The organism is Corallococcus exercitus, from assembly GCF_042231735.1.
GTDB classification, from domain to species: domain Bacteria; phylum Myxococcota; class Myxococcia; order Myxococcales; family Myxococcaceae; genus Corallococcus; species Corallococcus exercitus_B.
In genome coordinates this window covers 3,672,440-3,685,825 of sequence record NZ_CP102577.1, presented here as the reverse complement: position 1 = coordinate 3,685,825, position 13,386 = coordinate 3,672,440, and the positions used below count along the sequence as shown (strand labels likewise).

At 71.6% G+C, this 13,386-nt stretch carries 6 protein-coding genes; 3 read left to right on the top strand and 3 right to left on the bottom strand.

The window, feature by feature from the left end:
• Positions 1-3: 3 nt before the first annotated feature.
• Positions 4-1,470, bottom strand: a complete 1,467-nt coding sequence (locus tag NR792_RS14185; protein ID WP_375760571.1) for a GMC family oxidoreductase — start codon at positions 1,468-1,470, stop codon at positions 4-6.
• Between the two features lie 262 nt (positions 1,471-1,732).
• Here NR792_RS14185 and NR792_RS14180 point away from each other — a divergent pair, with 262 nt between their 5' ends.
• Positions 1,733-2,173: a nuclear transport factor 2 family protein gene (locus NR792_RS14180; protein ID WP_375760570.1), complete on the top strand. Its 441-nt coding sequence runs from the start codon at positions 1,733-1,735 to the stop codon at positions 2,171-2,173.
• Between the two features lie 14 nt (positions 2,174-2,187).
• Here NR792_RS14180 and NR792_RS14175 read toward each other — a convergent pair whose 3' ends face one another.
• The gene (locus NR792_RS14175) at positions 2,188-2,757 is read right to left on the bottom strand and encodes a carboxymuconolactone decarboxylase family protein (RefSeq protein ID WP_375760569.1); all 570 of its coding nucleotides are present in this window, start codon (positions 2,755-2,757) and stop codon (positions 2,188-2,190) included.
• Positions 2,758-2,772: 15 nt separating this feature from the next.
• Positions 2,773-7,923, bottom strand: coding sequence for a patatin-like phospholipase family protein (locus NR792_RS14170; RefSeq protein ID WP_375760568.1), 5,151 nt, complete (start codon positions 7,921-7,923; stop codon positions 2,773-2,775).
• A gap of 630 nt (positions 7,924-8,553) precedes the next feature.
• Between NR792_RS14170 and NR792_RS14165 the strand changes: the two genes are divergently transcribed.
• Both NR792_RS14165 and NR792_RS14160 read left to right on the top strand, forming a co-directional pair.
• Entirely contained in the window at positions 8,554-9,522 is a 969-nt protein-coding gene (locus NR792_RS14165; protein WP_375760567.1) for a 3-oxoacyl-ACP synthase III family protein, read from the top strand.
• 198 nt (positions 9,523-9,720) lie between these two features.
• Entirely contained in the window at positions 9,721-13,386 is a 3,666-nt protein-coding gene (locus tag NR792_RS14160; RefSeq protein ID WP_375760566.1) for a serine/threonine-protein kinase PknK, read from the top strand.

Here is a 13,386-nt window from a genome sequence, read left to right as displayed (position 1 = left end):
TCTTTAGAGACAGGGAGGGCGCGCTGTGACGGTGCGGGCGCGGAGGCCGTGCGCGGCCTGGAGCAGGTCGGCGCACTTCTCCGCGATCATCACGACCGCGGCGTGGCTGTCGCCGGAGGGCAGCGACGGCATCACGCTGGCGTCCGCCACGCGCAGTCCGCCGATGCCGAAGACGCGCAGCTCCGGGTCCACGACGGCCATCGCGTCGAGCCCCATCCGGCAGGAGCCCGCGGGCTGCTGGCCGGAGTCCGCGGCGCGCTGGACGAAGGTCCTGAGCTGGGCGCGGTGGCCCACCCCGGGGCCGGGCATCAGCTCGCTGCCCACCTGACCGCGGAACGCCTGTGTGGCGAAGAGCTCCCGGGCCAGCTCCACGCCCCGCATCAGGCGCGTGACGTCCGCCTCGACGGCCAGGTAGTTGGGATTGAAGGAGGGCCTGGCAAGCGGATCACGGCTGGCCAGGCGCACCCAGCCGCGCGACAGCGGCCGCACCACGCCCGGCAGGATGCTCAAGGTGTTCGGGTGCTTCTGGCCGAGCGCCTTGTCGGGCGGCCCGTGGAGGAACGCCAGCCGCAGGTCAGGCCCGAGCCAGCCGTAACTGGAGTGGCAGAAGAGGGCGCTCTCGCAGACACCCGACGAGGGGGCCGGGACGGGCTGGGGTCCGGTGCACTCCCGGACGACTCCCGTGAGGACGTGGTTGTGGAGGTTCTCGCCCACGCCGGGGAGGGCGGAGTGCATGGGGACGCCGAGCCGCTCGAGCCGCTCGGGCTGTCCGATGCCCGAGAGCAGGAGCAGCTTGGGGGACTCCAGGGCTCCACCGCAGAGGACCACCTCCTCGACCGCGTACGCGCTCTCGCGCCGGCCCTGGTGGTGGTACTCCACGCCCATGCAGTCCGAGCCCTCGAAGAGCAGCCGGGTGGCCTGGGCGCCCGTCACGAGCGTGAGGTTGGGCCGCGCCCGCGCCAGCAGGAGGGTCGCCACGTCGACGCCGTGACGCTTGCCCTGCTTGAGGTGGAGGTGGTGCCAGCCGGCGCCCTCCATCCGGGGCCCGTTGAAGTCCTGGGTGAGGGGGTAGCCCGATTCCTGGCAGGCCTCGATGAAGGCCCCGGAGGCGGGGCTCGCCACGTGGCACCGTGCGCTCGTCCCCGCCTCGTCCTCCATCCTCTGGAAGTAGGGCAGCACGCTCTGCCAGGCCCAGCCCGGGCACCCCTGGTGCGCCCAGGCGTCGAAGTCCGACGGGTGCCCGCGGACGTGTGCCCAGGCGAAAGCACTGCCGCCAGGCAGCGTGCCGCGCGGCTCGTCGATCCGCCGGCCCTGGAGGGCCATCTGGGGCTCGCTGCGGTACGCCTGGGGCGTCCGGCCGTCCGCCATCTCCAGGAGCAGCACGCGGACCTCGGGGTCCTCGGTCAGCCGGTGGGCGATGACCGTGCCCGCCGGGCCGGCTCCCACCACGATGAAGTCATAGGCGTTCATCGTCGCCAGTCCCCCGCGTTGATGCACTCGTAGTACCGGTCGATTACTTCGCGGACGCGCATGTCTTCTCCTCGCAGTGTCAGGACTGACATGGAGCCGGGGTAGGCATGCCGTGACGACGCGGACCTGGGGGCGCGAACGGAGGCCGGCGCTTCATCACACCGGGCACCTGCCGGCTCTTCCATCTGGCCTGTCAAACGGTGCACCTGCCGCGGCAATGACAGGCGCTCCGACAAACCAGACATCAGGAGGGCGTCAATCCATGCTCAAAGAGATCCACGCGAACGTCGAGTCCACCCGGAGCGCGCAGTCCACGAGGGCGCGGATGGTGGACACGGTCTACAGCTACTTCGACGAGGTGCTGGGCCAGGGCCGGCTGGAGCTCATCGACGCGCTGATGACGCCCGGCGTCGCCTTGCGCGGACCCGCGCGGCCGGAGTCGGGCACCGGGCGGGAGGGCCTGCGGCGGTTCGTCCGCCGGCTGCTCCGGAGCGCTCCCGGCGTCCAGTTCGCCATGGAGCGCCGCGCCATCCAGGGCAACAAGGTGGCGGTCCGCTGGCGCGCCGAGGGCCCGCGCCCGGGGCCGGCCCCCCGGGGCCTGTACGTCTTCGTGTTCGAGGAGGACCGGGTGGCCGAGCTCTGGATGCACGACCTCGACCCGGACTCATGCGCCGGCGAGGCGTTTTTACAGCGCGCGGCGTGAGCCGGGCCGGGAGCTCAGGGGAACAACGCCTTCAGCTCACCCATGATGATCCGCGGCTCCAGCGCGTCGTCCGTCTTGGCCTTGTTCGCCAGGTCCTGCAGCGTGTTCAGCACCGCGCTGAGCGTCTCCAGCGACGAGGTCAGGGTGTCGATGCCGCTGTAGAAGCTGACGAACAGCAGCCGGTGGGCGATCTCCGCGGGAGACAGGCCCACCATCAGGCCCCAGTAGAAATGGACCGCCAGGTACATCCGCCGGTTGCCCACGCGGGCCGCCAGCAGCGCGATGACGATCTGCTCGCGGTCCCGGGCGAACTGGGCGAAGTCCTGGCTCCGGGCGAACTTCTGGGGGCTGTAGAACTCGCTCATCATCTCCTTGAGGAGATCGTCGGACTGGGAATACATGCCCCAGATGATCTTCTGCGAGATCTCCGCCACCGGGTCCGACGGCTTGTCGTTGTAGCGGCTCCGCAGCCGCCTGAGCGCGTCGCAGGAGAGGAGCCCCGAGACCTCCTGGGACTGCGTGCCGGGTGGGGGCTCTTGCGGGACGGTCGAGGTGGGTGGCTGCACGAACTGTCCTTGTTCCATGACGTCTCCTTGGGTTCATTGCGGTTGATGGCTCCCGAGGGAGGGGCTGGTGCCGGGCGGGTACCCCCACCACCAGGAGCCGGGGTCGGCTTCGTCGGCATCGCGTGGCGGCGCTGCCAGCTCTGGCTCCGGCATTGCCGGGCGTGGAGGTGCTCCTGATTCGTGAACGCGCGTCGGGACGGGCCGGGCGGCCACCTGGGCCACCAGCGTCTCGAACTCCGCGGGGTATCGGCGGATGCCCGCGCCGTCCGCCTCCATCGCCAGCAGCCACCGGCCATCGGTTGAAAAGGTGGCCCAGCGCAGCGCGGTGGGCTCCGCGTCCAGCACCGCCGTGATTGCCCAGCGCCCATCGCTTCCCTGTCGCCAGAGCAGGCCGCGGCCGCCCTCGTTCGCGGTGAAGAGGCACGAGCCGCTCCGGTTCCACACCAGGTGCTGGATGGGCCCCCAGTGCGTCTGGGGGCTCGCCACCAGGTCGTAGCCGCGCGAGTCCCAGATGCCCACCAGCCCTCCGGCGTCGCCAGTGGCGAGGAAATGCCCATCCGGGCTCCAGGCGATGCGGCGGGCCGGGAACACCAGCCTCAGGCTCCACAGCAGCTGGTCGAGCGCGTGGCCGCTGCTGGCCTCGTAGATGCGGGCCCAGCCGTCATCGCAGGCGGTGGCGAACTGCAGGCCCGACGGACTCCAGGCCACGTCCCATAGCGCCTCGCTCTCCTGGCCCCGGGAGTGCGTCGGGTTCTCGCTCGTGAGGTCCCAGAACCTGGGCTCCGGCTCGTCGCGCAGGACGATTCCCAGGGCCTTGCTCCCGGGATGCCACACCCACCGCAGCAGGTCGCTGCGCGCCTCCTTCCAGCGGGCCTTGAGGTCGCCAGAAGCCGTCCACAGGGAGAAGGTCCCGGGTCCGTCCTGGACCGCGACATGTCTTCCATCAGGGCTCCAGGTGGCCGCGAGCCCGCGTCCCCTCACGCTGGGGGCGGTGCTCAGGTCCTGGCCCTCCCACAGGCCAAGGGAACGGGACGAGGCCTCCGGGATGACCGCCTGCCTCGGATTGGCGGGGTTGTAGAAGGCCCACGCGGTGCCAGGAGCGCCCGGCTCCAGCGGGAGCTCCCGCGGGTAGTCCCAGCGGTCGAGGGGAGAGGTCACCTTCCTCAGGACCTGCTCCTCCAGCTGCTCCCACGTCTCGCGGCGTTCGGGTCCGCCGGGGGTGTCGTCCCAGATGCGCGCCGTGGCATCCGAGCTCACGGTGACGAGCTGACTTCCGTCGGGACGCCACACCACCTGGTGGATGCTTCCAGCGTGGCCGGTGAGCGTCGCCAGCACCTGGCCGCGCTCCACGTCCCAGACCCGGGCGACGTTGCCGCTCCAGGTCGCGAGGACGCCGCGCCGCCGGGGATTCCACGTGAGCCCCCCCAGCGAAGGGGCCTCCACGTGGAGGACATTCGAGAGGAGGCCCGAGTCCGCGTGCCAGAGGCGCACGGTCCCGGTGCTGGCCGCCGCGAGCCACTGGCCATCCGGGCTCCAGGCCACGTGCTCCACCGCGTCAGGCGGCTCCAGTTGCTGGGTCTTCAGCGCGTCTCCGGATCCGCGGAAGACGACGACCCCCTTTGCCCCTCCCGCGGCGAGCACCTGCTCCCGCGGATGCCAGGCCACCGTCAGGACCCCCGCCACGGGGAACGTCTCCTGCCGGGTGACGGTGTTCCGGGGCTCGCGCCGCGTCACGCGCCAGACGCCCACCTCGTCGAGCCCCACGGTGGCGAAGACGTCCCCACCGGGCGCCCAGGCGGCGCCGAGCACCTCGGCGCACCGGGGGGGCTGCTCCGGCCCGGGGTCACACACCGGGACCCGCGCTTCCCGCGTCACGCCGAGCACGGCGGCATGCCGCGCGGTGTCGCCCGGGTTTGCGCCGTCGTTGCCGTACGGCCCGAGCAGCAGCTCCTCGTCGGGCGAGAGCAGGAGCCCCCAGGGGGCGCGCGTCCCCGCCCTGTACGGAGGGCGCAGCACGTGGGCCCCCTTCCCGTCCACGGTCATCACCCAGACCCGGGCATCGTCGTCGCAGCAGGCCAGATGGTTGCTCCGGGCGGCCCAGACCAGTGCCTTCACGCCGGAGGCGCTCTCGGAGGTGCCCGCATGGATGCGGGTGGGCTTCGCGTCCGGCGACTGGAGGTCCCAGAGGTGGACTTGCCCCACCGTGTCTCCGGTGGCCAGGTGTCTGCCATCCGGGCTCCAGGCGGCGCGGAGGAGGGCCGCGCGATTCGAGAGGACGCACAGGCAGGTGCCGCGGCGCTCCAGCACCCCGCGCAGCACTCCGTCGAGCAGCGCCTGGGACTCCGGCGGAGGGGAGGGCCGCTTCCGCGTGGAGCCGCCGTCCGTGAGGGTGGGGCGGGTGTCCGCGAGGACGGGCCGGGTGTCCGCGAGGGGCGGGCGGGCGGACTCCACGGCGTCGAGCGCGAGCCGCTGCGCCTGCTCGGGGGCGCCTTGCCGGCCCTGCTGCTCCGCCTCGGACAGGAGGGTGCGCATCCGCACATCCGCCCGGGTCCGCTGCAGCTCCAGCAGGTAACGCTGGTTCTCCATCACGCTCGCCGCTTCCTGCATCACGTCCTGGGTGAGGCGGGGCTGCGTATCCTGGACGGTGAGCCTCACCCAGGAGGCCATGCCCTTCGTGGCCTCCTCCTGGCCGTTCGCCGGCAGCCGCACGGGGCGCTTCACCACCGGCTCCTGGAACACGCGGGGCTTCAGCGCGTCCGCCAGGGCATGCGCCCGCTGCCGCGCAAGGTGCTCGTCCGGCGCGGTGAGCTGGATCCTGAAGGACGCGATCTCCTTCTGGGTATGGAGGTACTCGGCCAGCTCGTCGAGGATCTGGTTGCTGGTGGTCGTGAGGCTGGAGCCGCCCGCGCGGTCCTTGAAGACGAGTGGGAGCGTCAGCTCGATCGCCTCCGGCGTCTTGGTCGTCTTCGGCGGCTGGTCATCGCCGGGGTTCTCCACCAGATGGAGCCACCGCGGGTTGTTCAGCCGCCTGCTCCACGCGGCCCGGGCCCGGAGGGCCGCTGCGTCCACTTCAGGGCTGCTCTGGGCCACCTCGACGATCCGCTGGCCGTTGCTGAAGCCCAGCAGCGTGGCCGGGGTGAGCTGCGGCTGGTACACGACGGTGTCGCCATCGCGGTTCTGGAGCGTCCCCGCCAGCCGCCCGATGATTTGAAACTGCCGGAGGCTGTCCTTGATGCGCATGCCTGGACTGATCTGCCGCCAGAGCGGCCCCACCCAGGTGAGCGGGTAGCTGCGCGAGCGGGGGGGGACGCGGGAGATGGGGTTCGCGGCAATGAGGATGTCCGCTCCCTCCGCCCGCAGGACGTCCGTGGGCACGTTGGCCACCAGTCCGCCATCCAGCAGGCGGCGGTTGCCGATGAGGGTGGGGCCGAAGATCGGGGGCAGGGCGCTGCTGGCCCGGACTCCGCGCCCGATGGACCCGGTGCGCAGGTCCCACTCCACGCCCATGTCCGCGTCGGTCACCACGGGGAAGAACGGCACCTCCATCTCATCGAGGGGCCATGGACCGAGCTGGTAGTTGGTCCACAGCTCCAGGATCGCGCTCGAGATGGCGGTGAGGGTGACGATGGGCAGCATGTGGCCTGCCCGCCGGATGAGCAGCTCGAGCGCGCCGCGACCGCCGACGCAATAGAACGCCCCCACCATGGCGCCGAAGCTGGAGCCAGCGACCATGTCGATGGGCACCCGCGGCTCGGAGTCCTCCTTCCCGTCCCCCTCGTGGGAGGGGGTCAGCTTGTCCAGCAGGGCGATGTCCGCGAAGCCAAAGGACCCGCCTCCCCCGAGCGCCAGCCCGACGCGTCGCCCGGTGGCGGCCCGCGCCCAGCGCTCGAAGGATTCCCTGAGGGACTCCAGCTCTGGCCCCGGGCCATCCAGCGACGTGGGCAGCCGCGCTTCTCTCTGGCGCCATGGGTCGGGGAAGCGCAGGCGGACCGTCCCCATGGGCCACTCCTCCGGCTCCTGGGACTTCTTGCACGTGACCAGCCGGCGCAGCTGGCGTTCCGCACCCTTCCGGACCAGGTCCGCGGCGCACACGGCCCGCTTCGTCTTCGCCCACGGCGTCTTGTCATGGAAGAGCTCCGCCAGTGCCAGCCCCAGCCCCTGCTCGGGTCGCGGGAGACGGAGCAGTCCGGCGTGGACGAGCTCTATCGGCTTGGGCGGAACGAACGTGGGACGGTGCCGGTCCTTGCTCATGCTGAGGTACTTGATGGGCTCCCCGGCCAACGCACGCTCTGACAGGTGCTGGAGCACCTCCTGACGTTCGCGGGGCGTGAGCGCGGAGGTGTCCACCAGGGTGACGTTGGTGCGGCCCGCGAACTTGCTGAGGTCCTGACGCGACGACAGCCCCATCCAGGTGGTCATCGTGCTCGGTGGAAGGAGTGGCTCCAGGTCGGTCCGGCTGGGGGGGCGCTCACAGTGGGCCACCCAGCCGTTCATGGCGCTGGCGGGCTTTTCAATCTTCGGGAGTTCGTCCTTGGCGCCCTCCTTGAGCCGGACCACGAGGACATGCTCGTGCAGGTGGACCGCCATCCGTTCTGCGAGGAGCTCGCTCAGGGCACTCCACGGCGGCAGGTCCTCCTCCTGCTCGCCACACACGATGACCTGATGCGCGGTGTGGGGCGGCAGCGCCTGGAACTCCTCGGGGCAGCCCCTCACGACGGCCCGATCGAAGTCCGGCTCCCACTCCCGGACGTGATCGAACCACTCCCTGCTGATGTGGAAGGCGCGGGCGTCGTGCCCCAGGGCCAGGGGGAGGCGGAAGGCGCGGGACCACTTCCGCGCGGGAGGCCTCAACTCCACGGCGCCCGGCAACGGCTCGCGGGTCAGGAACTCATCGAGCCCGACGCAGGTGGGGCCCTCGAGCCTGGCGCTGGGCCTGCTGGAGGATGAAGCGAGGTCACAGCACCCCTCGAGCACGACGTAGAACCCGCCCGGAACGGCGAGCTCCGAGAACAGCAGCGTGGCCCGCGAGCCTCTCTTCACCCTCACGGGCGTGGCGCCCTCCACGAGCCGGAAGAGGTCCGCATCCTGGGCGTTGGTCAGCCGTGGCGACTCGCTCAACACGCGCACGAGCTCCGCCGCGGCCTCTTCCACTTCGCGGGCGGCGAGAAGGCGCTCGAGGAGCATGTCCTTGTCCTGAAAGGCCGTCTTGAATTGTTCGCCCTGCAACTCCAGGAGCTCGGTGGGAACGAGTACCCTGGCATCCTCTTCTTCCGGGCGGAGCACCCTGTCTGTCTTCCAGGAGGACAGGGTCTTCAATCCCAGGACGCTTCCGCGCCGGAACACCTGCACGCCGCGGGGCAGGGCGCGGCAGTGCCGTTTCACTTCCACTTCACCCGAAAGGACGAAGCGCAGGGCGGGCGGGCGCTTCGCGAGCGTGTCTCCGGGGCGGAGGGTGACGGACCTCAGCCGTGGTGCCAGTGCTGGCAGCCATGCCTCCTGCTGGAACCTCCTCCGCCTGGCCTCCCGGGGGAGGTCTCCCAGGGCGGTCCCCCTGGAAAGGAAGTCGAGAACCTCGCTCTCGGGAATGCGCGACATGGATTGCCCCCCTGGACTCAACGCGTCTTGTTCAACGGTAAGCACCTGCGCTCGGGTGCCATGGGCACCGGGCAGCCACCTTGCGGCGCGGATGCGCCCTGTCGTGTCATCCCTGGAACCGTTGCCCCGGCGCGTCGGGCCGCCACGGCGGGCTCGAGTGGTAGTTTCCTCCGACGGCTGTGGGGGGATGCGCATGGAACGATTCCTGGCGGTGGAGCAGTGATTCCGGTCCGGATCCTGGGGACGGCCAGCGTGCTGCCGGAGCGCGCCGTCACGACCGGGGAGCTGGCGGTGGCCCTGGGACGCGACCCCGCGGCCATCGAGCGGAAGACAGGCATCCGGACGCGCCACTGGGCGCCCCCGGGGACTTCCCTGGCCGGGCTGGGCGCCGAGGCGCTTCGCCGGGCCCTCGCCGCCGCGGGGCTGGAGGCCCGGAGCCTGCGACGCCTCCTGTTCGTCTCCTCCACCGGAGGCGATGTCCTCATCCCCGCCACCGCCAACCGCGTCGCCGCGGAGCTGGGGCTCGCGGGCACGTGTGATGCGTTCGACCTCAACAACGCCTGCATGGGGTTCGTCTCGGCCTTCGACGTGGCCAGCCGCTCGGTGGCGACCGGGCTCGCGCCGGTGGCCATCGTCGTGGTGGAGCTCGGCTCGCGCATCATCTCGGCGGAGGACCACCGGCCCTACCTCGTCTTCGGCGATGCCGCCGTGGCCGCCATCCTGGGCGTGGCGCGCGAAGGGGAGGGGGTGTTGGGGGCGGCCTTCGCCAATGACGGCACCGAGCACTCGGACGTGTGGATGGCCCACCCGCTGGTGACGGGCGCGAGCGAGCGGGTGCGCTTTGAAAGCTCCCACCAGCGCATCGCGGAGGTGGCCCTCCAGGCGCTGAAGAACGCCACCCGCTCCGTGCTGGAGCAGGCGCGTCTGTCATTGGACGAGGTGGAGTGGGTGCTGCCCCACCAGCCCAACGGCGCCATGCTGCGGCTCATCACGGAGATGCTCGGGGTGGAGCCAACGCGCATCGTCCCCGTGGTCGACAGGGTCGGCAGCGTGGGGGCCGCCTCCATTCCCTTGAGCCTCGACAGCTTGCTGCGCACCCGTACGGTGCGGGCCGGGGAGCGGCTGTTGATGGTGGGCGTCGGGGCGGGAGTCTCCTCGGGCGCCGTGCTCTACCAGGCTGGCGGATGACTCCCGGAGGGTGAGCGGCGGGCTGTCATCCCCCGCCACTCCGGGTGTCTCTCCAAGCAGGTCCCAGACAGATTCTGTACGTATTGGGATCACACGGCTCAATGGTCATGGTGTGAAAAGGGGCTTCACATGCTGGGACCATCACCATTGCAGCGGCCACGGGAGCCAATCCGCGAGCACTCCGGCGACTCCCCACTGATGGAGGTCGGCAATCGCTATCAAATCCTCCGGCGCCTGGGGGGCGGCGGCTTCGGGACGGTGTACCTGGCCAGGGACAGGCTCGGCGGGCTGGTGGCCTTGAAACGGCTGCGTTCGAACCACCATGAGCACGCCGGCGGGGGGCGCCCTGGCGGCGTGCTTCCGTCGAAGCATCGCTACCGGGCCATGCTCGTCCTGGCGCATGAGTTCGAGGTCCTGGCCTCGCTGCGCCACCCGAACATCATCAGCGTGCTGGATTATGGCTTCGACGGGTCGCAGCCCTACCTCGTGCTCGAGCTGCTCAACGAGGCGCTGACCTTCACGCAGGCGGGGCGAGGGCAGCCCCGGTCCGTCCAGGTGGACATGCTGGTGCAGATGCTCCAGGCGCTCCACTACCTGCACCGGCACGGCATCATCCACCGCGACCTCAAGCCGGCGAACATCCTGGTCGTGGACGGGCAGGTGAAGCTGCTCGACTTCGGCCTGGCGGTCGGCCCGGAGCAGCGGGTGCGCTCGATGAGCTCGGGGACGCCGGGGTACCTCGCGCCGGAGGTGCTCCGGGGAGATGCCCCCTCGGAGCAGTCGGACCTCTACGCGGTGGGGGTCCTCGCGTATGAGCTCTTCGTGGGCAAGCATCCGCAGGTGCGGTGCTCCCCCCCAAGGCCCCGTCCCGAGGAGCGCTCGACTTCCCCTCTCGCCTGGCTGGACGAGCCGGACAGCCTGGACGGGGATGGCAGGGCCGACAGCTTCGAGCCGGACCTCGCCTGGATTGTCGACCGGCTCATCGTCGGGATGCGCGACCCCGCGGACTGCCGGGTCTTCGACATGCCCCAGGAGCTGGAGCCAGCGCTGGCCCAGCTGCTCTTCAAGCTGCTCGACCCGCTGCCCCACAACCGGTTCCAGAGCGCGGACCTGGCCATTGGCGCGCTCTGCGCGGCCACGGGGCAGAGCCTGCCCGTGGAGACGGTGGCCACCCGCGAGAGCTTCCTGCAGGCGGCCCGCTTCATCGGCCGCGAGCACGAGCTGGGGCTGCTCGGCTCCGCGCTGGAGAGCGCCGAGCGGGACGAGCAGGGCGGGGCGTGGCTGGTGGCGGGCGAGAGCGGCGTGGGCAAGTCACGCCTGCTGGACGAGTTCCGCGTCCGGGCGATGGCGCGGGGCATCCCCGTGCTGCGCGGACAGGCCGTCCGCGCGGGCGGCCTGCCCTACCACGCGTGGCACGAGGTGCTGCGCGCGCTGACGTGCCTCACCGAGCTGGGGGACTGGGAGGCCTCGGTCTTCAAGCCCCTCGTGCCGGACATCGCGGAGGTGCTGCGCCGCCCCGTGCCGGACGCCGAGCCCCTGGCCACGGAGGCGGCCGACCAGCGCCTCCTCCTCGCGGTGGAGGACATCTTCAACCGGCTGCCCCAGACCACGGTGGTCCTCCTGGAGGACCTCCAGTGGGCGGACTGCTCGACGCTGTCACTGCTGAAGCGGCTCGCGAATCAGGCCTCGGGCATGCGGCTGCTGCTCCTGGCCAGCTACCGGGATGATGAGCGCCCCAAGCTGCCGGAGGAGCTGCCCGGCATCCCGGTGCTGACGCTGCCCCGGCTGTCCTCCGCGGAGATCGCCCAGCTCAGCGAGTCGATGATGGGCTCGCCCGGGCGCGAGCCGCGCGTGCTCTCGCTGCTGGAGCGTGAGACGGAGGGCAACCCCTTCTTCCTCATCGAGGTCATCCGCTCGCTGGCGGAGGAGAGCGGGCGGCTGGACTACATCGGCCACCTGCCCCTGCCGGCCACGGCCTTCGTCGGAGGCATGCGCTCCATCGTCGAGCGGCGGCTGGACATGGTGCCCCCGTGGGCGCGCGGGCCGCTGCGGCTGGCGGCCATCCTGGGCCGGGACATCCACGAGGAGCTGCTGCATGAGACCCCCGCCGCGCGGGACGTGGCGGGCTGGCTCGTCGAGTGCGCGGACGCGGCGGTGCTGGAGGTGACGGGGAACCGCTGGCGCTTCGCCCACGACAAGCTGCGAGAGGGGCTGCTGGACAGCCTCTCCCCCGAGGACGCGCGGGCCCTGCACCGCGAGGCGGCGAGGGCCATCGAGTCGGCGCACCCGGACGAGGGGGGATGGATGGCGGCGCTCGCCCACCACTGGGGCGAGGCCGGCGACGTGGCCCGCGAGGCGCGCTACTCCGAGCGGGCCGGCGAGCACGCCATGTCCGTCAACGCCTGCTGCGAGGCCGTTCCGTACTTCGAGCGGGCCCTGGCCTTCGCCGAGTCCCAGCCGGACGACGCCCGGTGGGTCATCCACCTCGAGGGCCGGTTGGCCGAGGCCTACTACCTCATGGGGGACCTGGAGCACTGCCGCGCCTACCTCGAGCAGGCGCTGGATCGCCTCGGCTGTCCCGTGATGCGGATGCTGAAGGGCTCGAAGCTGGGCGTCGCGCAGCAGGTGCTGGGCACGCTGGTCCAGTCCGCGATGCCCTGGGCCTTCCAGGCGAGGTCCCCCGAGCGCCGGCAGCTGCGGCTCGAGGAAGGGCAGATGCTGAGGATGTTGAGCGACGTCCTCTTCTACGCCCAGGATGCCCCCCGGCTCCTGTGGACGGCCTTCCGGCTGCTCAACGTGCTGACGCCCGCGGGGCCATCGCTGGACCTGGCCCGGGGCCGCATCATCATGGCCACGGTGCTGGGCAGCCTTCCCCCGTTGCGCCCGCTGGTCGAGGGGTGGCACGCGCGCGGCCTGGAGGCCATCGAGCGCCTGGGGGCCTCTCCCGACGTCGCTTACGCCCTGGTGCGCCGCGCGGTCTGCGGCATCGGGTACGCCCAATGGAAGGACGCGGAGGCGTGGGGGGAGCGGGCCCGGCGGCTCTCCGATGCCGCCCGGGACTACCGGAACTCGGAGGAGAGCCGCATCGTGCTGCTGATGCCCTGCTTCTACCGCGGACAGTTTCGGCGGAGCATCGAGCTCTCCCGGGAGCTGGAGGACTCCGCGCGGCGGCGCGGTTCCGTCCAGACGCAGCACTGGGGGCCGAGCTCCCGGGCCGCGCCCCTGGTGCGCATGGGCCGGGCCAGCGAGGCCCGGCGGGAGCTGGAGGAGGAGCTGCCCTGGTTCGAGGCCCACGCCGGTGCCTCGGAGACGGTCGTCGTCCAGGGCGCGCTCGCCCTCGCGCTACTGCGGCAGCACGAAGAGGCGAGGGCGCTGGAGATCGCGGACCGCGGGCTGGCGCTGCTGCGGGGGATGACGCCCGTGTCGTACTGGATCTTCGGGGGCGTCACCTGCGTCTGCGAGGTGTACCTGCGGCTGTGGGAGCAGCGCGGCGGGGAGGGGCTTCCGGAGGAGGAGCCGCTGGTGCGCTCGGCGCACGAGGCCTGCAAGGCCCTGCGGCGGTTCGCCCGGGCCTTCGTCCTCGGCAAGCCGTTCGCCCTGCTGTGCAACGGGCTGGAGGCCTCGCTCTCCGGGCACCCGCGCCGCGCGCTCCGGGAGTGGCGGCGCTGTGTCGGGAGTGCCCAGGTCCTGGCGATGCCCTACGAGGAAGGGCGCGCCTGGTTCGAGCTGGGGCGCCATGGGCCCGCCGGGGACGCGGCCCGGCGGGAGTACCTGGTGCGCGCGACGGACCTCTTCACGCGGCTCGAAGCGCTCGATGACCTGGCGCGGGTGGAGACGGCCATGGCGCGGGAAGGCGCGCGCTGA

Excerpts from the sequence above, each read along its gene's own strand:
- NR792_RS14185 (WP_375760571.1), bottom strand. The coding sequence starts at position 1,470 with ATGAACGCCTATGACTTCATCGTGGTGGGAGCCGGCCCGGCGGGCACG.
- NR792_RS14180 (WP_375760570.1), top strand. The coding sequence starts at position 1,733 with ATGCTCAAAGAGATCCACGCGAACGTCGAGTCCACCCGGAGCGCGCAG.
- NR792_RS14175 (WP_375760569.1), bottom strand. The coding sequence starts at position 2,757 with ATGGAACAAGGACAGTTCGTGCAGCCACCCACCTCGACCGTCCCGCAA.
- NR792_RS14170 (WP_375760568.1), bottom strand. The coding sequence starts at position 7,923 with ATGCTCCTCGAGCGCCTTCTCGCCGCCCGCGAAGTGGAAGAGGCCGCG.
- NR792_RS14160 (WP_375760566.1), top strand. The coding sequence starts at position 9,721 with ATGGAGGTCGGCAATCGCTATCAAATCCTCCGGCGCCTGGGGGGCGGC.